Source organism: Clostridium sp. TJA032 (genome assembly GCF_058310275.1).
In genome coordinates, this window is sequence record NZ_JBZEFB010000005.1 from 51,178 (window position 1) to 71,429 (window position 20,252).

The following is a 20,252-nucleotide window of genomic DNA, read 5'->3' on the forward strand; positions in this document are numbered from 1 at the left end:
TTAAAATTAAAATTAAAAAAGGTAGAACTAAATTTAGTTCTACCTTTTTTATTTAAGTTATATAGAGAGTTAAATATGATACCTTATAGTATTTCCATAAATTTAATTTTTTAACCCTACTTACGCTCTTTCATTTATATTTTTCTTAAACCCTAAATAAGTTGCTATGAAATATCCTCCGTAAATTATAACAAAGATTATTGAAGTTATTATTATATTTGGCATAATATTAGAATTTCCAAAGACACTTACTATGTTTGAAGCCACCTTTAATCCAACTATTGAATGAACTATAGCAAGAGATAATGGCAATATAAAATAAATAGCCACTTGAGTAAATATAGCCTTGTTTATCATTTTCTTATCTACACCAATTTCCTTTAAAAGTCTATACCTTTCTATGTTATCAGTAGATTCTGTAAGTTGTTGAATAGATAAGATTAAAGCTGATGTAATTATAAATATAAGCCCTAGGTATATTCCTAAATAAGCCATTGTTGCTCCTAAGCCTGTTGCACTAGTATATATATCTTTCTTTGATATACAATAAATATCATCCTCTACAAGCTCCTTTTGAATCTTTTTAAATTCTTCCTTTTCCTCTGCTCCCTCTTTCATCATTACATCAAAATAACTAGCCTCAGGTTTTAAATTAGAAAGAAGAGAATCCTTCACAACAAAGATTAATATATCTCCCTTTATGGTAGAGTTATAAAGAGTTATATCCTCATAGGTTTTATTTTTAGGATATAATTTTTCTCCTGAAATAGTTATTTCTTTTCCCTCTTCTAAACTCTGTTCAACCCATTTCTTAGCTTCACCAACATTTCCAACTGCTAAGTATTGATTTTTATCTAAAGTAACAGGCTCCATATTAAGAAGTTTTAAAGCACTATTATAATCACTTTCTCCAATTGCTAAAATTCCTGCCCCATTAGAAACTTGGTAATAATTTTTTAAACTCTCTAAAGCTTTATCACTTAAAAATTTATTAAATTTAACCTCACTATCATACATAGTTAAATTTGCATATCCCTTACAGAACTCTGAGATATCAATATTCTTTTCCTTTAAAACCTCTCCAATATTTACTTCATTATAATTAGAAAAAGTAGCATCAAACTTAGTTAAATCTTCTAGGTCAGAGTTCATTGCTTTATTTATTCCAAGTCCCCCTGAAAATATACATATAGATAAAAATAACATTAAACATGTAAAAGAAAGTGAAACAAAGGTTGTATTTATTCTACTGCTTACTTGTTTCATAACAAACATATTTAAATCTCTTAAATAAAATCTTTTGTTTCCTTGAATAAACTTTAAAAAGAATCCTGTTAAAGAATAGAAAAACAAAAATGTTCCCAAAATTCCAAGTATTATAGGTAATCCAATGGATTTAAAGTCAAGAAGTCCCACGCCCTTTTCTAAAACAGTATAATAAGCAACTACTAACATAACTAAGCTAAGCACAAAAAGTATTACTGAAAACCATAAATTTTTAATAGTAGGTTTTTCATTCTTTCTTGAAGCATTTAATAACTCTATTAACTTAACCTTTCTAACACTTATGTAGTTAAAAAATAATACAACAATATATATAATGGAAAAACAAAGAACAGTCTTTTTAAATCCACTAGGAGAAAAAACAAACTTAAAGCTTTTAAAATCAACTTGGAACATATAAGCTGTTAAAACTGATAAAGCTTGAGATAAAATAATCCCTAAAAAAAGTCCAAAAACTAGAGAGATAGCTCCTATAATAAAGCTTTCTAAAAATATCATTCCTGATAATTTTCTCTTTTCCATTCCAAGAATCATATAAACTCCAAATTCTTTTTTTCTTCTCTTTATTAAATAATTATTAGCATAAACTATCAAAAATCCTAAGACAAAAGCTATGAAAGTAGAGAAATATCCCATAAGCCTATCTGCTACAATAAAGGCTTCTCTCTTTTGTTCATTAATAGACATCATTAAACTCTGTGATTCTATAGAGTTAAAGGTATAAAATATACTAACAGTAAAAATCAAGGTTAAAAAGTATATAACGTAATTTTTATAACTATTCTTTATATTTTTTAAAGCTAATTTAAAATACATTATTGCTATCACCTCCAAGAAGTGCTACTACCTCAATAATTCTATTAAAAAACTCTTTTCTACTATCTGTTCCTCTTATAAGTTCATTAAAAATCTTTCCATCCTTAATAAACAAAATTCTACTAGCATAACTTGCTGTAAAGGCATCATGAGTTACCATCATAATTGTAGCCTTTAAATTTTTATTTAAATCCTCTAAACTTTCAAGAAGCTTTGTAGCTGCCTTTGAATCTAAAGCCCCAGTAGGCTCATCAGCTAAAATTAAAGAAGGCTTTGTAACTATTGCCCTAGCTGAAGCAACTCTCTGTCTTTGTCCACCAGACATTTCATAAGGATATTTATTAAGTTCAGAAGTTATATTTAAAGCCTCTGCAATACTTCTAACTCTCTTATCAATCTCCTTAGGATTAACTCTTTGAATAGTAAGTGCTAAAGCTATGTTTTCATAAGATGTTAAAGTGTCTAAAAGATTAAAATCTTGAAATATAAATCCTATCTTTTCTCTTCTAAATTTAGCTAACTTATTTTGGCTAAACTTTGTAACATCCTCTCCCTCTAAATATATATGTCCACTAGTTACCTTATCTATTGTAGATATACAATTTAAAAGAGTTGTCTTACCACTTCCTGAAGCACCCATTATTCCAACAAATTCCCCCTCCTTTACAGTAAAGCTAATATTATCTATAGCCTTTGTAACATTCCCCTTTTTACCATAATATTTTTCTATATTACTTATATTCAAAACTTCTCTACTCATAAAATTACACTCCTTAAACTTAAATTTACTAACTACTTCTTTAAAAATAAAAACTAAAAATAAATTCTTGCTAAAACTAAAGTAGTTCTTTTCTCTTTACACTCTTAGTTTATATTTTTTAAAAAATTCAATCCATAGAAGTACATAACAGTAAACTAACAAAAATGTAATAATAAAATTTAAAATTGACATATGCAAAAAAATTTTTTATATTTTTAAATAACAATTTTATTAGCTTGGAGGAATATATGAAAAAATTTTTAATAGGAACAATACTTATTATATCTAGTTTAAGCTTAATATCTTGTAATGATGTAGACCATTCAAAGGCACAGTCTACTAGTCAAGAAGTGGTTCAAAATAAAGAAAATAAGGAAACCATCTCCCTAGAAGAAGCTAAAGAAATAGCCTTAAAACATGCTAATTTAACAAGTAATGAGGTTTCCTTTGGTAAGACAAACAAAGAGCATGATGACGGAATAGAAAAATATGAAATTGAATTTTATCATGATAATAAAGAATATGACTATGAAATAAATGCTAACAATGGAGATATTATTGATTATAGTTGTGATGTAGAAAATTCTAATATTAATAATTCAAATAAAGGCTCAAAGGAAAGTGTTATATCACTAGACAAGGCTAAAGAAATAGCCTTAAAAGATGCTAACCTAACAAGTGATGAAGTTTCATTTGTTAAAGCTAGTAAAGAACATGATGACGGAATAGAAAAATATGAAATTGAGTTTTATCATAACAATAAAGAATTTAAATATGAAATTAATGCAACTAATGGCGAAATTATAAGCTATGAACTTGAATAAATCTATTAATTAAAAATAATAAACCTGTTATATACAATAGCTTTATAGCTATTGTATATAACAAAAAATATTTCTAAAGTAAACTTAATCAAAAGTCATCATTTTATTTATAGGAAAAATAATTGAAACCCTTGTAAAAATCCCTTCCTCAGAACATATACTAATATCTAAGCCAAGCTTAGTACAAAGCTTAGTACAAAGATAAAGTCCTATTCCTGTAGACTTTTTAAACTTACGCCCATTCTCTCCTGTAAAACCTTTATTAAAAACCATTCCAATATCCTGACTTGGGATTCCCACTCCATTATCTTCAATATTTAAAAAAATACAATCCTTATTGTTTTCAGAATATATTTTAAGTTCCTTAAAGCTCTTATTCATATACTTAATGGAATTAGATATTATCTGTCCTAAGATAAACTCAAGCCACTTATTATCAGAGTAAACCTCCTTATCTAAGTCTCCTAAAGTTATTTTAACTCTATTTTTAATCAATGCATCTGCATTATTTTTTAAAACATTATTTACTACATAGGATAAATTTATCTTCTTAATTATATAATCCTTTTCAACATTATTACTCCTAGTATAGAAAAGTGCTTGGTCTATATAATTCTCAATCTTACAAACTTCCTCTAAAATACTTTCTGTAAGAGGTGATTCATTATTTTCTATTAAAAGCTTACAAGTTGCAATTGGTGTCTTTATCTCATGAACCCAAAGCTCTATATACTCCTTATAATCATTTATATCATTTTTAAAAACACCTATTTCATCATTCATAGACTTATTACTTTTACAAATAACATCATATACTATCTTGCTTTCAGCAAAAGAGCCTTCATCAATCATTTCTGATATTAAATATTTCTTATCTAAAGCCTCTAGATTTTTAATTATTTCACTATAATACTGTTTCTTTCTAAAATAATCAAAAACATGAAAAACCAGTACACCAATAAGATTTATAATAAAAATAAACAAAATAGCAAAATTATTTACTCCTAAACTTTTAAGCAAGGTAGCAGTAAAAGCAAGTATTAATAAATTTATAAAAATAAATAATATTCTTTCCTTAATAAATTCAACCAAACTCATGCTAGCATATACCCCTGCCCTCTCTTAGTCTGCAAATATCCTAAAGCACCAATACTCTCTAATTTTTTTCTAAGTCTATTTACATTTACCGTTAAGGTATTGTCATCTATAAACTCATCACTTTGCCATAAAAACTTAATAATATTATCTCTAGAAACTATTTTTCCCTTATTCCTCATTAATATATTTAAAATCTTACTTTCATTTTTAGTAAGTTCCATAACCTGCCCATTATAAGAAACCTCACTAGTTGACATATTATATTTTAACCCTCTTAAAATAAATTCCTCTGTCTCCTCTTTTACTCCTCCATAAGCCCTCTTCATAATTGAAGATATTCTAGCTAAAAGTATTTGAGTATTATAAGGCTTAGTTACAAAATCATCTGCTCCTAAATTCATACTCATAAGCTCATCAACTTCACTTTGTCTACTAGTTACCACTATAATAGGCACTTCACTTCTCTTTCTTATTTCCCTACAAACATAATATCCATCATAATATGGAAGATTTATATCTAGCAAAATCATATCTGAATTGCTCTTTAAAGCAAGTTCAACAATATTCTCAAAATCCTCTGAAGTTTCAATTGAATAGCCGTACTTTTCTAAAAACTTAGTAAGTTCCTCTCTTATCTTTTCCTCATCTTCAATAATAAAAATTTTATTCCTTTGCATATACCTCACCTCTTATTAAAATTTTACACCCTAAAACCTAAAGAAAATATCATAAAAACTTTAAAATAAATACTCTTTAATTGTATAACAAAATTAGTTTTTTACTTAACTCTTAAAATTAATACCACAAATATTCCCTTTTATAAAAAACTACCATAATAAATCATACAAAAAAATAATTAAATATAAAATTAAAAGGAGATACCTAAAAAAGGTATCTCCTAAACTTAAATATTAAAAATACATTACACTGTCCAAGGCCTTATAAATAATAGATGCTATATTATTGTATATAAAATATAAATTCACTCCATAAGCCCCCATTGAAACTAAGAAATATTTGTTAATAAATTTGTAAATTGTTTAAAAAAATGTTAAATTATATTTTGAATTGTTAATTTTTAAAGGAGGATTTAAAATGAAATTTTGTAATAAATGTGGTTCTAGGTTAATAAATGGAGTGTGTCCAACTTGCTCAAAAAGCCTAAAAAAAAGCATGAAAAAAAATAATAAAAAACATAAAATCCTAATAAGCTTATTAATTTTAATAGCATTAGGTTTTTCTGGTACATTTTTATATTTAAAAGTAACATCTAAATCAGAAAGTGAAATAGCCCTTGCATTTTCAAATTCTATTTCATCTTCAAAACCTGAAGAACTTAGCAAAATACTTTACTGTTATGATAGTTCTTTACCAATAAACAAAAGTAATTCTAATATTTTAATAGATTACCTTACCAAAAACCCCTCTAAATTTTCTTCAATAAATGAAGCTTTTAAAAATGGAGAATATAAAAATACAAACTCTCCTCTTTCTATAGAAGAAGTTAGAAAGGATTTCTTCCTAATCCCTGTTTATAAAGTAGTTGTAAAGCAAAGCTTTGTAAAAGTAAATACAGACCTAAAGGATTTAAAGGTTTCTTGCTTAGATAATAACCTTGTAGACATATCAGAAAAAAAAGAACTAGGACCTTTAATGCCAGGAAGTTATAACATTCATGCAGAAGTATCAAATTCATATATAAACAAGTCTGAAGATATTCCTGTAAACACCTTTAAGGATTCAAATCAAGAAATAACTCCTTTTAAAGACTTTGTTAAGGTTAATATTAGTAGTGATATGCCAAATGCTGAATTATATGTAAACAATAAAGATACAGGACTAACTGTTAAAGAAGCCAAAAATCTTGATCCAATTGACCCAAATAGTATAATTTATGCCATTGCAAAGGATGGAGATAAAAACATAATAAGTAACAAATATGATATAGAAAACTCTAAAAATATAGATATAAACTTTGCCTCAGCAAAGGCTACAGAAGCTAATTTCCAAAAAGAGCTTTATTACTTACTAAAAAATTATTCAGAGGACTTTGCCTATGCAGTAAATGCAGATAACTTTAATTATATAGAAAGATATCTTGAATTTGATGGTCCCCTTTATAAAAAACAAAAAAGAGTTGTACCTTATATACACAACCAAGATATAAAAGAAAAATTTGAAAGCACAGAAATATTAAACTATACCTTTAACAATGATACTGACCTTGGAGAAGTTACTTGTAATGAAATTTACTCTGTAGCACAGGGAGTAAATATTGCAAAACGTCAAGAATTTAAAAATGTTTATACCTTTAAAAGACTTCCAAATGGCTCTCTAGTTCTTGTTGACTTAAAAGAGTAAGAGGTGATTAAATGAAAATCTGCAATAATTGTGGTAACAAATTAAGTAACTCAATGAAATTTTGTAATAAATGTGGATGTGAATTAGTTCCTTTTAATAAAGAAGAAAATAAAGAAGAGGAAAATTTAGATAAGGATAAAAATCTCTTAGGAACAAAAAAAGATGTCTTACCTAAAAATTCTATTAGCAATAATCCTATTATAGACACCTCTTTTAATAACTTTAAAAAAGAAAAGGTGAAGAATTTAAATAAAGAACCTTCCTCCTTTGAGGAATATGAAAAGCCAAGAAATAAGGGTGTTATAAAAAGAATTATAAAAATATTTTTCTTATTTATAATTCTTTTACTCCTAGTAAGTTCAATATACTTTTTAAAAAATCCTGTGCTTTATAGATATTACTATAACTCAGCCTTAAAATCTTCATCAGTAATTGAAAAATTAGAAAATTATAATAAGGCTCTATCCTACTCAAAAAATGAGGACTTACTAAATTCTATTTATGAAACCTTAAAAGCAGATACTGACTTTGTTGATAATGCTAAAATACTATCAAACTTAAAAGCACCGGAAAAAAATAAGTTAATGGCAAAGATATATGTAAATAAAGCCTCCTTAGATTTTGAAAATAAAGACTATAAAAGTTGTGATTCTAACTTAAACTTAGCTGTAAAATATGGCTACACTAAAAAGGACTTTTTACAGTATGATGCTTTAGAAAAGAAACTAAAGGAAGAAAAAAATATTTCATCTAATAAAAAGAATAATTCTTCCAATATATTTAGTTACAAAAATGAAAGCCCTTCAGAGTTTTCAGGAAATATATATGACTATCCCTATGATTTTATAATGCCAGATAGTGATAGTGCATACCTAGCAAAATATAATATATGTAGTTATAACAATACTACTCTTGACTTAATAAAAAATGAAATATATGCCCGTCATGGATATGTTTTTAAAGAGCCTAAGTTTAAAAAATATTTTGAATCAAAATCATGGTATAAACCAGACCCTTACTTTACAGGAAATGATAGCGAGCTAAATAATTATGAAGTAGAAAATGTAAAATTAATAAATGAAATTGAAGCTTCTAGATAAAAAAGGTGGAATAAATTCCACCTTTTTTTATATTAAAGCATATCAAAGCTTTCTGTATTCTTCTCAACAACTTCCCCTTTAACTTTAGATACTAAATCTCCACCCTTAGATATAAAAATATTAGCACTTATTATAGCATCCATTAAAGCCTCTACTTCTTCTTCGCTAACTTCCTCCTTAATATGCTTAAGGGTTAATTTACTTGTACTTCCCCCTTCATTCTTAAAAGACATAACAAGATATTTCTCCTTCTCCATATCCACCTTAAAACCTCCAAAAAAAATTTATTATGTTGCATCTTTTGTTCTTTTCCTAAAAGTCATCTTAAAAGTCCTTTAAACATATAAAAAAACTTTTTCAATGTACTCTAAAAACCTCTTAAAAAAAAGAAGTGCTTTTTCTATGATTTTTAAAACTACTAATGTAAGATTTAAAAAGCTTTTTATTTTTTTAAAGCCTAAAAAATCAGCAGTTCACCTTCTCTCTAATAAAATTAGATTACTAGGTCATCCTCCACAAAATTAAAGTTATCTTCCTTTAAAACAGAAATAACTCTTGATGTTAAAAGAGCCCCCAAAGCTTGTCCCACTTCGTAAAGTCTTTCATCCTCTGCATCAACCTTTATATTAGAAAAACTTTGTGTAGAAAACTTAGGAGCACCTAAATCACTCTCCCCATTTTGATACTTTAAAATTAAGCTTTTCTTAGTTAAGATTGCATTTGCCATACTTATCAACTCCCTTCAATATATAAATACTTCTTTTCCTTCTAATCAGTTATAAAATCCTTAGAAAAATTCACTTTTTCCTCTTAGAAATTTAATCTATATTTTTTAAAATTTTGTAGTATAATTATAATATGTTTTCTTTGTTGCGAGATTTTAACCATTTCTTTCAACCGAGAAACAGTTAAAATATAATATGAATATACTTAATTCCTAATTGTAAGGACAATTTTCTCTGAACAAAAAGGTAATAAAATTTCCAATTTAGAAAGGTTTGATGACAAGATGAGCACTAGAATTGCCGTAATTGGCATTGTTATTGAAAGCCTTGATAATATAAAAGAAGTAAACTCTATCTTAAGTGAATACGATAAATTAATTGTCGGAAGAATGGGACTACCCTACAAGGAAAAAAACATTAGAGTTATATCCATTGTAGTAGATGGAACCACCGACGAAATCTCAGCGATAACAGGAAAAATAGGCAAATTAAAGGGAGTATCTGTTAAAGCTGCCATATCTAAAAGAAGTTTTTAAAAACTTTAAATTCTTAATCCTTTAGTTCCCAGAAGTATATTTTAGTATTTCATATTATTTTTTAACATATAAAGTAATTTTAAAGGAGATTTTTTATGTTAAAAGATAACGAAAAGTATAATGCTTTAGATTTTATTAAAGATGATGAAATTAATAGCCTTATAAAAAAAGGTGAGGAGCTTGTTTCTGATAAAGAGTTAGTTAAAGAAATCATTGAAAAAAGTAAAAATGCAGAGGGTTTAACTCCTGAAGAAACTGCTATTCTTCTTAATCTTGAAGATAAAGAACTTATTGAAGAGATGTTTAAAGCAGCTAGAGAAGTTAAAGAAAAACTATATGGTAAAAGACTTGTTGTTTTTGCACCATTATACATAAGTAACTACTGCGTAAACAATTGTACTTACTGTGGTTATAAGCATTGTAATGAGGAATTAAAAAGAAAAAAACTTAACAAGGAACAACTTATTGAAGAAGTTAAAGTTCTTGAAAGTTTAGGACATAAAAGAATAGCTCTTGAAGCTGGAGAAGACCCAGTAAATGCTCCACTTGATTACATTTTAGACTGCATAAAAACTATATACTCAATTAAATTTGACAATGGTTCTATAAGAAGAATAAATGTAAATATAGCAGCTACAACAGTTGAAAACTATAAGAGACTTAAAGACGCTGAAATTGGAACATATATCCTATTCCAAGAAACTTACCACAAGCCAACTTACGAAAGATTACATGTAAGTGGTCCAAAGCATAACTATAACTACCACACAACTGCTATGCATAGAGCAAGAGAAGCTGGTATAGATGATATAGGAATGGGAGTTTTATATGGTCTTTATGACTATAAGTATGAAACTTTAGCAATGCTTATGCATGCTATGGACTTAGAAGAAACAACAGGAGTTGGTCCACATACTTTATCTGTTCCAAGATTAAGACCTGCTGAAAATGTTAGCTTAGAAAACTATCCTTATTTAGTTGATGATGAGGACTTTAAAAAGATTGTTGCTATATTAAGATTAGCAGTTCCTTACGCAGGACTTATTCTTTCAACAAGAGAAGAACCAGCTTTAAGAGACGAAATAATAGCTCTTGGAGTATCTCAAGTAAGTACGGGTTCATGCACAGGTGTTGGCGGATATTCAGAAACTTACAGTGACCCTGAAGAGAAGCCACAATTTGAGGTGGGAGACCATAGATCACCAGTTGAAATGATTGAAAGTCTTATGGAAGCTGGATATATTCCAAGTTACTGTACAGCTTGTTATAGAGAAGGAAGAACTGGCGAAAGATTTATGGATATAGTTAAAAGCGGAGAGCTTTATAAAATATGTGAAGCTAATGCTTTAATAACTTTAAAAGAATTTATTGACGATTATGGAACAGACAGAACAAGAGAAATTGGAGATAAATTAATCAAAAAATCTATAGAAGAAATAGATAATGAGGCATTTAAAAAATCAGTTGAAGAGAAAATAAATAAAATAAGTAACGGAACTAGAGATTTAAGATTCTAAAATTTTATTTATTTTAAATTATTTTATTCATGTATTTTTAGAAAGACATAAATTAACTCCACTTTATAATTTATGTTCTTTCTTTTAGTAAAAATCTTAATTTAAAGAAACGGTAACAAAAACTTATATTTATTATTAGCCAGCGAAGCTGGCTTTTTTTTATAAAAAAATAGGCAACTTTTTAAGCCACCTATTTTTATAAATACTATTCAACTATTATAGCTTCCTCATTAGCTGCACTTGTTATTGCTAATTCTCTTTCTGCAATTAAATCTTCTAAGTTTTCCTTAGTTTCCATTAACTCTTCTAAAGACATTGAAGCGTAATCTTTTCCTAAATCATTAGAAACATTTATTCCTTGCTTTCTTAAAAAATCATCAACTTTAGCTTGGTTTTTCTTATATATGTAGTATCCTGCTGCACATATACCAACTCCAACTAATGCTCCTGTTATATGGTCCTTATTTATCCCTTGTATCATACAAAACTCCTCCTTGATTTGTTTTTCTATAATTTATTTAAATTTAATTTATAGCATTTCTATACATTTCTCTACTTTTGTCATTCATCCCCATAAAAGAAGGTCCATTTTCAAAACCTGCAAATAAACTTCCTTCATGCTTTGACATTCCCTTGTTAGAAATCATAAAGGATTTTCCTATAGTATTTCCTTCTGTTTCTATAAATTTCTCTAAAAATACTCTAATCATATTGGCACTTTTAGATGATTCATTATCTGGCATTACTGAAATATCATAATAAGTTTCATTAGAATATTTATTCTTAAATTCCTTAACTGAAATAAGCATTCTTCCATAAGACATCTCTAATATGTGTCTACCAAAAGTAGCACCCCATGTAATTGCAGAGGGAATTAAAAACTTTCCTTTTCCTATAGAATTTACTAAATACATAACAGAAACAACCTCTGGGTCAAAATATCCCTTCTCGTTAATTTCCTTATAAGCATGTTCTCCAATAGCACCTATTGTAGTTCCCACAACAGCCCAGTTAATAATCTCTGAGATTTTAGGATTCATAGGAATGTATCTACTAATTCCTCCTATTATCAAAGTAAGAAGTGAGTAATACGCCATAGGAGGCATATTCTTCTTCTTTGAATTATAAATAAGCCTAATAGGTATTAAATCATAATTTTTTGAATACATTGCTATAACCCTCATTATAACTTCCTCCTCTGGAATTTTATAAGGATTATAAGAAACAACAATAGACTTTGTTATATCTGTATATCTAGCTTCAGTTATTCCTTCTTTTTTAGTTAACTCCTCCATAGTATTTAAGCTGTTTTTAATTGGATGAGAAAGTTTAAATCTAACTCTCCCTAAAATTTTATGTGCAACCACTATAGTAGGGTTATTCATATTTAAACACCTCTCTCCATATTAAAGAACATAAGTCTTAAAGAGTTTGCCACAACTAATATTGTACTAGAGTTGTGTAAAACTGCTCCAAAAAATACTGGTAAAACTCCAGCTGCACTTAATATAAGACCAGCACTATTAATTCCTATAACTAAACCAAAGTTTTGTTTAACAACATTCATAGTCTTCTTAGAAAGTTCCATTATAGTTGGTAACATCATTGGATTATCACCTTGTATTGTTATATCAGCAGCTTCCATAGCAACATCTGTACTTCCTCCACCTAAAGCTATACCAACATCAGCATAAGCTAAGGCAGGTGCATCATTTATTCCATCACCAACCATCATTACTCTTGAGCCATTTGCTTGATATTTTAAAACTTCCTCTGCCTTATCTGAAGGTAAAAGTTCAGCTTTATATCCATCAACACCCATAAGCATTGCAACCTCTTTAGCTTGGTCCTCTAAATCACCAGTTAAAAGTAAGATATTATCTACTCCTTGATATCTTAAATTATTTATTGATTTTCTCATATTTTCTCTCATCTTATCCTTAATTGATATTATTGCAATTAAGTTTCCGTCATAAGATACATATATAAGATTTGAACTGCTATTACTTAGTTCTTCCTCATAAATTTCAGCCTTTAAGGTATCAACATCATTCTCCTCTAAGAAAACCTTACTTCCAACTAAGACTTTCTTTCCCTCTAAATCAGTTTCCATACCTCTTGCAATATGAGTTATAACAGGTCCATGCTTAGGAACCTCAATTCCCTTTTCAATAACCTTAGCCATTATTGCAGTTGACATAGGATGAGAAGAAGTTTCTTCAGCTGCACCAGCTACCTTTAAAACATCCTCTTCCTTAAACTTTTCATCAATAATGCTTATACCTGTAACAGCTGGTTTTCCTTCTGTTAAAGTTCCTGTTTTATCTAAAATTAATGTATCTGAATTTGATAAAGCCTCTAAATAGTTTCCACCCTTAACTAAAACTCCATTTCTAACAGCGTTATTTATAGAAGCAGAGAAGGCAGTAGCTGTAGATAATTTTATTCCACAAGAATAATCAATAATCATCATATTTAAAGCCCTACTTGCACTCTTTGTAAATAAGTAAGTAAGCCCTGCAAATAAGAAGTTAAAAGGTACTAAATAACTTGAGAACTTATCTGCATAATCTTGTATAGGAGCTTTTTTAGATGCTGCATCTTCAACTAGGTGAATAATTCTAGAAACAACAGTATCATCTCCTGCTTTTTCAGTTCTAACAGTTATGCTACCACTTTTAATAACAGTACCTGCAAAGACACTATCTCCTTTCTTCTTAATAACTGGCACAAACTCTCCAGTTACAGAAGCTTGGTCAACAACTGCATCTCCCTCTATAACCTCACCATCTACACAGATTTTTTCTCCTGTATAAATAACAACCTTATCATCTTTTACAATTGTATCTATTGAAACCTTCTTTAAGTTTCCTTCATTATCTATTTTCCATACCTCTTCCTCTGATACAGAAAGCATATTCTTTATAGAATCTCTAGTTTTCTCCATAGTATATATAGTCATAAGTTCTGCTACATCTGATAATAATGTAACCATAAGAGCTGATTTATCATTTCCTAAAAGCAAACTTGCAACTATAGAAGTCAAAGTTAAGGTATCTGCATTAGGTCTTTTATTCTTTATTGCACCCTTAATTCCATTATTTATTAATCCCTTATTTAAATATATACTAGCTAAAGCAGGTATAGTTAAAAACTTACCTAAAACTCCAAACTTGTCCACATTATATAAATCTTTTAAATTAAGCTTTTCTTTTACTACTGAATATCCTAAAACACCAACATTTATAGCTAATCTTTTTAATATATCAAGTGAAGTTTCCTCATCCTTTTCACTACTTTCTACACTTATCTTTTGTCTTTCCCTTAAAGAAGTAAAGACCTTTAAGGAGTATTCTTCTAAGATGCTATCTACTCTATGTATTATTTTATCTTCACTTGTGTTCTTATCATAATTTATTAAAATTGAACCTGTAGTAGTATTTATTTCTAAGTAATTTATAGCTCTACTATTAGCAATTTTATCTTCAATTTCCCTCTTATATTGACCTAAATACTTTAATCCTTCACACTTAAGTCTAATTCTTCCTAAAATGCTATGTTTTACAGTACTCTTTAGTAGTAAATCCTTTTTTCTCATACTATTCACTACTCCCTTTATATTAGATTTCTTTTATTGCTTCATCTAATTGTTGCTCTATTGTTTTAACAACATAGTCTAAGTTACTTTCACCATACTTTTCAATTAAGTCATAGTTCTTTATTCCAATTTCCTTAATCTTATCTACCCACTTTAAAATTCTCTTTTCATAAACTTTATTTATATCGTAGGTAACTAATATACTTCCTGTTACAGTATTAACCTCTATAGTTTCTATACCATCTAACTTTTTAAGTGCTTGATGAAGAAACTTTTCATAAACTACATACTCCTCTGGAATCATCTTTAAAGAATTAACCTTAAATCTAATTCTTCCTGGTATGCTATGAGATACCTTTATTTTAGCTAGTTGAGATATAATAAATTTTTTAAACATTATTTAGGTTCCTCCCTATAAATCTGAATAAGCCCATTTAAGCATAGTATATCCATTTGGCAATGCTTTTGGCATTAATTTTATTCCTCTTAAAGCAAAGAATAAAACAGCAATTATGTATATAGCCTTCATATCTAAAAGACCTTTTGTCTTATTATAAATAGCTAAGTTTACTGCTTCCTTCATATTTCCTAGTTCACGAGTTACAAGGGACTCTTTTTTTCTTAAAAGTTCTCCCTCTAACTGAAGTAACTTAGCTATAACACCAATTAATAAAGATGGTTCTATCTTATCCTTGTCATATATTATAGTTAAGCTTCCTGTAATATTATTTATTTCAATATGTTTTATACTCTCAACTCTTCCTAGCTGATTAAGTAAAATCTCACTACTAGACTTATCCTTCTTTAAAAGAGGTATATAAAGTCTTATTCTTCCTTCTATGCTATGTTTAACTTCTATAACCCCTATAAAACTTGGTAAATTCAATGAGTTTTTGCTCTTTTTCTTTTCTTTAACCATAATTTCGCTTATTAATTTACCTGCTAAAGTAAATAGCAAAAATCTTACGTACCTGTTATTCATCAGTCCTCCTAAGTTTCATAAATTTATATAATAAAATATTTATTTTATATAATATTTTAATGAAAATAACTAAAAAAAATTACTATAAAGTTTATTTTTCTATAAATGTATTAAAATACATAAAATAAACTAATATTCCATTAATTATATCATATTATCCCCTCTCCTTTATACCAAATTATATAAATAGGAGGGGTTTTCCCTAAAATACATATGAGAATTAATTTAATGTATTCCTTTTAATTAATTAATTCCTTAAATAAACAAGGATTTAACTAATTAAGTTTATAAATTTTATTAATTAAAATTTTTCTTCTAATATTTTCTCTTAAAATATATAATTATTCTTGAATAGGATTTAATAAGATAAAAGATAAAATAAACTTAATTATATATAGAAAATTTAATAAAGCTAAATTTATTAATAAAAATATCTTATATTAAGTTTATATTTCTTTCTTTTTATTCAAAATATTATTTTATACATTATAAATATAATATTTTTTTATTCTCAAAAGAGAATATTAATATTTTTTACACCTTTTTTTTACAAAAAATTAAACTTTAATTTTTTACCATATCAATATTTAGTATGTATATAAATTTGACACAACTATATATTGTGAATAACTTAAAAGTTATCCACATCCCCATGTGGATAACTATATTATTAAATGAAAATAATATATTTTTTACTGCTATTTTTTAATAAAAATTATTAATGAAAAAAGAGATTTAACTAAAAGCTAAAAGTTGCTACAAATGGCTTAATATAGCCTTTTTAACCTGTAATTTTTTTACTTTTTTACTTAATTATTTTCATCATTTAATTAGAATTTGAAGGCTAAAATTCATCAAAAAAGTTATCCACAGGTTTATTCACAACTGAAAATATTTTCACATAATAATAAATGTAAGGAGGTGCAATTCTATTATTAACATCTTGCAATAATAGAAGAACTTATGAGCAATTTAAACGAAACACCTAGAGGAAGTAGAATTCATATTTCTCTTTTTGGAAAAACAAACTCAGGAAAATCAAGCATAATAAATGCCCTAACTGGACAAAACATATCCCTAGTATCAGATTTTAAAGGGACAACTACAGACCCAGTTTATAAAGCTATGGAACTTTTACCCTTAGGACCAGTAGTTTTTGTTGATACTGCTGGTTTTGATGATGAAGGAGACATAGGTAAGCTTAGAGTTGAAAAAACTGAAGAGGTTATAGGAAAAACTGATGTAGCCCTTTTAACTATTTCTTTAAAAGAAATACTAAACATATTAAATAATAATTTAGATATTAAAGATGCTATTTCTAAGGAAATACTATGGCTTAATAAATTAAAAAAAGCTAAAAAGAAAGTTATATTAGTAATTAATAAAAGTGATTTAGCTAAAAATAATCTACCTAAATCAAATACTGATTTAAAAGAATTAAATAAAGAAAATAATATAAATAAAAATTATTTTTCTGATGATAACTTAAATAAACTTTTAGAAAAAATAGGAACTATTTTAAACATACCTTATGTATGTATAAGTGCTAAAGAAAACTTAAACATACAAGAATTAAAAAACTTACTTGTATCAGTTTCTCCTGAATCAATAACTGAAACTCCTATAATTGGAGATAAAATTAAACCTGGAGATAAAGTACTTTTAGTAGCTCCACAGGATATACAAGCACCTAAGGGTAGACTTATTCTTCCTCAAGTACAGGTTTTAAGAGATATATTAGATTATGGTGGAATACCAACTATGGTTACTCTTGATAAACTAGAGGATGCACTAAAGGTTTTTAATGGAAAACCAGATTTAGTAATTACAGATTCTCAAGTTTTTAAACAAGTTAATTCAAAAATATCTAGAGATGTGCCTTTAACCTCTTTTTCAATATTAATGGCTAGATATAAGGGAGATTTAGATAAATTTTATAAGGGAGCAAAAGCAATAAAGAACCTTAAAGCTGGAGATAAAGTTTTAATTGCCGAAGCTTGTACTCACCATCAACTAAAGGGAGATATAGCAAGAGAAAAGCTTCCTACTTGGCTTGAAGAAACCTGCAATGGAATAATAGTTGATAACTGTTCAGGTAAGGACTTTCCAAAAAATCTTAGTGAATATTCCCTTGTAATACATTGTGGTGGCTGTATGTTTAATAAAGCTGAAATAATGAATAGAATAAGCATCTGTGATGATTCCTTAGTTCCAATAACAAACTTCGGAACTTCAATAGCTGAAATAAATAGCATCTTAGACAGAGTTATGGAACCTTTAAAATAAAAATTAAAATTATAAAAAGCCTAAGAAATAATATAATTTATTTCTTAGGCTTTTAAATTACTCTTTAATATCAAAGTCCTCTTCTTGAACTTCTATCTCTCTATTTAATTGGTCTCTACCAATTTCTAAAGCTCTTTCTGAAATTGAAAGATAGTAAACTCTATATATAGTATAAACATAAACTATAAGCCATAATAAAGGTATAAAGAAAATAGGTAGTATATACATACTTAAATTAAAAACAAAAACAATTATAATTCCTAAAACTACAGGTATAAAACCTAATATAGCCCATCCAATTAAGCTAAGATTTAAAAGGAATAACTCCCATTTATGTCCCTTCATCATTTTAAAAGCTTTACCTACAGCTTCCCATATTCCAAGTTCTGTTTCCTCTGCTATTATGTATTTAACTGGGAAAAAGTATAATGAAATTATAATATTATAAACACATAAGAATAACATTACTATAATAAACATTCCTAAAGTTTCACTCATCATACTATCGTAGTTAATATATCCAATAAATAAGTATTCATAAATATGATTTGAAAATAAATTAATAAATATAATAATTATTGCAATTACTGAAATAAGTGAACCTGGTAATTCAAATAATATTAAGGCTAACATTTTCTTTATAAAGTTTCTCCAAACTTTAAAGGAAGGTAAAGATTCCTTTAAGGAGATTTTTTCATCCCTATCTATAAATTTAATTACATAAATTATACTTAAAGATTCTAAAAAGGGTGTTAAAAGAAAGGTATTACATAGTCCTAAAATAGAGCTCATTTCTATATTCTCTACCAATGATATTAAAAAACTTGCTAAAGCTTGAACAATCCAAACTATTAATACTAATAATATAAAGTTTGTCCATCTATTCCTTAACTTATCTAAGGCTAAGGATTTTATCTCTTTTCTCGTCATCTATTATTCACATCCTTATATTTTTAATAAAAGATTAACATTACTCAAAATATATGTCAATTTTGTAAATCTAATAAAAAGACTGTACCTTAAAGATACAGTCTAAATCCTCTTATTTTAACTCATCTTCTCTTTCAGTAATTGAAAGATAATAAACTCTTAGAGTAACTTGAATATATGGAAGAAGCCATAAAAATCCAATTCCTAAAGTTAATAAAGATAATAATCCCCATCCTATAAAGCTTAGTCCTAAAACAAAAAGTTCTATTTTATGACCTTTCATTATACTAAAGCTTTTTCTAATAGCATCAAAAACACCAAGAGGTTCCTCTGCCATTATATATGGCATAGGGAATAATAATATACCCATTATCATAGTTAAAAATAAAACCACTAAAATTATTAAAATTGCAATACCCCAAATTATTATCATAGGATTTATTGTTATAGCCCCTGTAAGCATTGAAGTATGCAAAGAAGTTATTGACATAAATAAGAATATATTTCCTAAAAAAGCAACAAGTAATATAGGTATACCAAATATAATAAGGACTAGCATATTAAGTATAAATCTGCCCCAAGTCCTAACACTTGGTATAGCTTCCTTTAAAGCAACCTTTTCTTTTTCCTTAACAAACTTAATTGTATAAATTATTCCTGAAGCTGTAAGGCAAGGCATTAATAAAAAGCTATTAGCTATACTTAAAATACTTGAAAGCATTCCATCTGTTTCTTGAACTATTTCACTTGCTACTAATTCAATTATTGCAATTATTAAAGTTAATAATACAATATTTAACCATCTTCCCTTTAACTTAGACTTTGATAAAGCTTTTATCTCTTTTCTAGTCATTTGTATTCTCCCTTCTTAAGTTATAAACTTAATAAAATAGTACATTCCAATACAAATTATGTCAAATAATTAAAATATTTATATAATAAAAAAGAGATTTAAAACCTTTACAAAAAAAAACAAAGATTTAAATCTCTAATTATCTATAGTTATAAGGATAAAACTTTCTTTAATTAAAAAGTAAACTATCTATAGCCTCCTTAACTTCCTTTTTTAAATTCCAAACAAAACAAGGTTCTCCCTTTTCATCCTTTGTATTCATTCCATCTAACATAATAAACCAATATCTAAATTTATACTGAAAGCTACCAATATCATTTTCACAAAAAGTATAATCTAATTCCTTAGCAATTCTTTTACACATATTTTGAATTCGCATATCAACATCACTAAACTCTAGTCCCTCTCCTATTAAAGCTCTCTTAATAGGTTTTCCATAATTAGAATATAAATCAAGTAGTATCTTCATGTCCTTTAACCCAACCAAATTACCATCTTTTAAAATACTAACCCATTGTTCTTTAGTAATAAAGTCATTTAAAACCTTTTCATCAAACTGCCCTTTTTTATACTCCACCTAAA

The 20,252-nt window shown here is 27.2% G+C and carries 20 protein-coding genes; 6 read left to right on the forward strand and 14 right to left on the reverse strand.

Features of this window, described 5'->3' with window-relative positions:
• Positions 1 to 120: 120 nt before the first annotated feature.
• Together AC4FRL_RS10690 and AC4FRL_RS10695 are read right to left on the reverse strand one after the other, a co-directional pair.
• Positions 121 to 2,100, reverse strand: a complete 1,980-nt coding sequence (locus AC4FRL_RS10690; protein WP_491140203.1) for an FtsX-like permease family protein — start codon at positions 2,098 to 2,100, stop codon at positions 121 to 123.
• Positions 2,090 to 2,860 carry an ABC transporter ATP-binding protein gene (locus AC4FRL_RS10695; protein WP_491140205.1) on the reverse strand — a complete coding sequence of 257 codons (771 nt, stop codon included), beginning with the start codon at positions 2,858 to 2,860 and terminating at the stop codon, positions 2,090 to 2,092. The genes AC4FRL_RS10690 and AC4FRL_RS10695 overlap by 11 nt, the downstream gene beginning before the upstream one ends.
• A gap of 248 nt (positions 2,861 to 3,108) precedes the next feature.
• Here AC4FRL_RS10695 and AC4FRL_RS10700 point away from each other — a divergent pair, with 248 nt between their 5' ends.
• Complete coding sequence (locus AC4FRL_RS10700; RefSeq protein WP_491140206.1) at positions 3,109 to 3,684, forward strand: PepSY domain-containing protein; 576 nt, start codon at positions 3,109 to 3,111, stop codon at positions 3,682 to 3,684.
• 84 nt (positions 3,685 to 3,768) lie between these two features.
• Here AC4FRL_RS10700 and AC4FRL_RS10705 read toward each other — a convergent pair whose 3' ends face one another.
• Entirely contained in the window at positions 3,769 to 4,782 is a 1,014-nt protein-coding gene (locus AC4FRL_RS10705; protein ID WP_491140207.1) for an ATP-binding protein, read from the reverse strand.
• On the reverse strand, positions 4,779 to 5,459 hold the full coding sequence (locus AC4FRL_RS10710; RefSeq protein ID WP_491140208.1) for a response regulator transcription factor: 681 nt from the start codon (positions 5,457 to 5,459) through the stop codon (positions 4,779 to 4,781). Before AC4FRL_RS10710 ends, AC4FRL_RS10705 begins: the two co-directional genes overlap by 4 nt.
• A 418-nt stretch (positions 5,460 to 5,877) precedes the next feature.
• Here AC4FRL_RS10710 and AC4FRL_RS10715 point away from each other — a divergent pair, with 418 nt between their 5' ends.
• Together AC4FRL_RS10715 and AC4FRL_RS10720 are read left to right on the forward strand one after the other, a co-directional pair.
• Positions 5,878 to 7,143 (forward strand): TcaA NTF2-like domain-containing protein, encoded by a 1,266-nt coding sequence (locus AC4FRL_RS10715; protein WP_491140209.1) that lies wholly within the window; start codon positions 5,878 to 5,880, stop codon positions 7,141 to 7,143.
• An 11-nt stretch (positions 7,144 to 7,154) separates the two neighbouring features.
• Entirely contained in the window at positions 7,155 to 8,243 is a 1,089-nt protein-coding gene (locus tag AC4FRL_RS10720) for a YARHG domain-containing protein (protein WP_491140210.1), read from the forward strand.
• A gap of 32 nt (positions 8,244 to 8,275) precedes the next feature.
• Here the strand turns inward: AC4FRL_RS10720 and AC4FRL_RS10725 are convergent, their stop codons facing one another.
• Positions 8,276 to 8,500 (reverse strand): DUF2922 domain-containing protein, encoded by a 225-nt coding sequence (locus tag AC4FRL_RS10725; protein ID WP_491140254.1) that lies wholly within the window; start codon positions 8,498 to 8,500, stop codon positions 8,276 to 8,278.
• Between the two features lie 236 nt (positions 8,501 to 8,736).
• Positions 8,737 to 8,970 carry a DUF1659 domain-containing protein gene (locus tag AC4FRL_RS10730; protein ID WP_491140212.1) on the reverse strand — a complete coding sequence of 78 codons (234 nt, stop codon included), beginning with the start codon at positions 8,968 to 8,970 and terminating at the stop codon, positions 8,737 to 8,739.
• 282 nt (positions 8,971 to 9,252) lie between these two features.
• On the opposite strand from AC4FRL_RS10730, the gene AC4FRL_RS10735 reads away from it, so the two are divergent.
• Positions 9,253 to 9,504 carry a TM1266 family iron-only hydrogenase system putative regulator gene (locus tag AC4FRL_RS10735; protein WP_491140213.1) on the forward strand — a complete coding sequence of 84 codons (252 nt, stop codon included), beginning with the start codon at positions 9,253 to 9,255 and terminating at the stop codon, positions 9,502 to 9,504.
• Between the two features lie 95 nt (positions 9,505 to 9,599).
• Positions 9,600 to 11,021 carry a [FeFe] hydrogenase H-cluster radical SAM maturase HydG gene (hydG, locus tag AC4FRL_RS10740; protein ID WP_491140215.1) on the forward strand — a complete coding sequence of 474 codons (1,422 nt, stop codon included), beginning with the start codon at positions 9,600 to 9,602 and terminating at the stop codon, positions 11,019 to 11,021.
• Between the two features lie 205 nt (positions 11,022 to 11,226).
• On the opposite strand, the gene AC4FRL_RS10745 is transcribed toward hydG, so the two are convergent.
• From AC4FRL_RS10745 to AC4FRL_RS10765, 5 genes are read right to left on the reverse strand one after another with little or no spacing between them, the layout of a single operon-like run.
• Complete coding sequence (locus AC4FRL_RS10745; RefSeq protein WP_491140216.1) at positions 11,227 to 11,502, reverse strand: hypothetical protein; 276 nt, start codon at positions 11,500 to 11,502, stop codon at positions 11,227 to 11,229.
• A 43-nt stretch (positions 11,503 to 11,545) separates the two neighbouring features.
• Positions 11,546 to 12,406: a hypothetical protein gene (locus AC4FRL_RS10750; RefSeq protein WP_491140218.1), complete on the reverse strand. Its 861-nt coding sequence runs from the start codon at positions 12,404 to 12,406 to the stop codon at positions 11,546 to 11,548.
• Between the two features lie 2 nt (positions 12,407 to 12,408).
• Positions 12,409 to 14,619, reverse strand: coding sequence for a heavy metal translocating P-type ATPase (locus AC4FRL_RS10755; RefSeq protein ID WP_491140219.1), 2,211 nt, complete (start codon positions 14,617 to 14,619; stop codon positions 12,409 to 12,411).
• A gap of 22 nt (positions 14,620 to 14,641) precedes the next feature.
• Entirely contained in the window at positions 14,642 to 15,016 is a 375-nt protein-coding gene (locus AC4FRL_RS10760; RefSeq protein ID WP_491140220.1) for an HMA2 domain-containing protein, read from the reverse strand.
• Between the two features lie 15 nt (positions 15,017 to 15,031).
• Positions 15,032 to 15,601: an HMA2 domain-containing protein gene (locus AC4FRL_RS10765; RefSeq protein ID WP_491140222.1), complete on the reverse strand. Its 570-nt coding sequence runs from the start codon at positions 15,599 to 15,601 to the stop codon at positions 15,032 to 15,034.
• 963 nt (positions 15,602 to 16,564) lie between these two features.
• Between AC4FRL_RS10765 and hydF the strand changes: the two genes are divergently transcribed.
• Entirely contained in the window at positions 16,565 to 17,887 is a 1,323-nt protein-coding gene (gene hydF, locus AC4FRL_RS10770) for a [FeFe] hydrogenase H-cluster maturation GTPase HydF (RefSeq protein WP_491140223.1), read from the forward strand.
• Between the two features lie 57 nt (positions 17,888 to 17,944).
• On the opposite strand, the gene AC4FRL_RS10775 is transcribed toward hydF, so the two are convergent.
• The 3 genes from AC4FRL_RS10775 to AC4FRL_RS10785 all read right to left on the reverse strand — a co-directional run bounded on the left by AC4FRL_RS10775 (position 17,945) and on the right by AC4FRL_RS10785 (position 20,247).
• Complete coding sequence (locus AC4FRL_RS10775; protein WP_491140225.1) at positions 17,945 to 18,817, reverse strand: DUF975 family protein; 873 nt, start codon at positions 18,815 to 18,817, stop codon at positions 17,945 to 17,947.
• Positions 18,818 to 18,929: 112 nt separating this feature from the next.
• Complete coding sequence (locus tag AC4FRL_RS10780; protein ID WP_491140227.1) at positions 18,930 to 19,670, reverse strand: DUF975 family protein; 741 nt, start codon at positions 19,668 to 19,670, stop codon at positions 18,930 to 18,932.
• Positions 19,671 to 19,839: 169 nt separating this feature from the next.
• On the reverse strand, positions 19,840 to 20,247 hold the full coding sequence (locus AC4FRL_RS10785) for a hypothetical protein (protein WP_491140229.1): 408 nt from the start codon (positions 20,245 to 20,247) through the stop codon (positions 19,840 to 19,842).
• Positions 20,248 to 20,252 lie beyond the last annotated feature (5 nt).

Coding starts and splice junctions, on each gene's coding strand:
- AC4FRL_RS10690 (WP_491140203.1), bottom strand. CDS start 2,100: ATGTATTTTAAATTAGCTTTAAAAAATATAAAGAATAGTTATAAAAAT.
- AC4FRL_RS10695 (WP_491140205.1), bottom strand. CDS start 2,860: ATGAGTAGAGAAGTTTTGAATATAAGTAATATAGAAAAATATTATGGT.
- AC4FRL_RS10700 (WP_491140206.1), top strand. CDS start 3,109: ATGAAAAAATTTTTAATAGGAACAATACTTATTATATCTAGTTTAAGC.
- AC4FRL_RS10705 (WP_491140207.1), bottom strand. CDS start 4,782: ATGAGTTTGGTTGAATTTATTAAGGAAAGAATATTATTTATTTTTATA.
- AC4FRL_RS10710 (WP_491140208.1), bottom strand. CDS start 5,459: ATGCAAAGGAATAAAATTTTTATTATTGAAGATGAGGAAAAGATAAGA.
- AC4FRL_RS10715 (WP_491140209.1), top strand. CDS start 5,878: ATGAAATTTTGTAATAAATGTGGTTCTAGGTTAATAAATGGAGTGTGT.
- AC4FRL_RS10720 (WP_491140210.1), top strand. CDS start 7,155: ATGAAAATCTGCAATAATTGTGGTAACAAATTAAGTAACTCAATGAAA.
- AC4FRL_RS10725 (WP_491140254.1), bottom strand. CDS start 8,500: ATGGAGAAGGAGAAATATCTTGTTATGTCTTTTAAGAATGAAGGGGGA.
- AC4FRL_RS10730 (WP_491140212.1), bottom strand. CDS start 8,970: ATGGCAAATGCAATCTTAACTAAGAAAAGCTTAATTTTAAAGTATCAA.
- AC4FRL_RS10735 (WP_491140213.1), top strand. CDS start 9,253: ATGAGCACTAGAATTGCCGTAATTGGCATTGTTATTGAAAGCCTTGAT.
- hydG (WP_491140215.1), top strand. CDS start 9,600: ATGTTAAAAGATAACGAAAAGTATAATGCTTTAGATTTTATTAAAGAT.
- AC4FRL_RS10745 (WP_491140216.1), bottom strand. CDS start 11,502: ATGATACAAGGGATAAATAAGGACCATATAACAGGAGCATTAGTTGGA.
- AC4FRL_RS10750 (WP_491140218.1), bottom strand. CDS start 12,406: ATGAATAACCCTACTATAGTGGTTGCACATAAAATTTTAGGGAGAGTT.
- AC4FRL_RS10755 (WP_491140219.1), bottom strand. CDS start 14,619: ATGAGAAAAAAGGATTTACTACTAAAGAGTACTGTAAAACATAGCATT.
- AC4FRL_RS10760 (WP_491140220.1), bottom strand. CDS start 15,016: ATGTTTAAAAAATTTATTATATCTCAACTAGCTAAAATAAAGGTATCT.
- AC4FRL_RS10765 (WP_491140222.1), bottom strand. CDS start 15,601: ATGAATAACAGGTACGTAAGATTTTTGCTATTTACTTTAGCAGGTAAA.
- hydF (WP_491140223.1), top strand. CDS start 16,565: ATGAGCAATTTAAACGAAACACCTAGAGGAAGTAGAATTCATATTTCT.
- AC4FRL_RS10775 (WP_491140225.1), bottom strand. CDS start 18,817: ATGACGAGAAAAGAGATAAAATCCTTAGCCTTAGATAAGTTAAGGAAT.
- AC4FRL_RS10780 (WP_491140227.1), bottom strand. CDS start 19,670: ATGACTAGAAAAGAGATAAAAGCTTTATCAAAGTCTAAGTTAAAGGGA.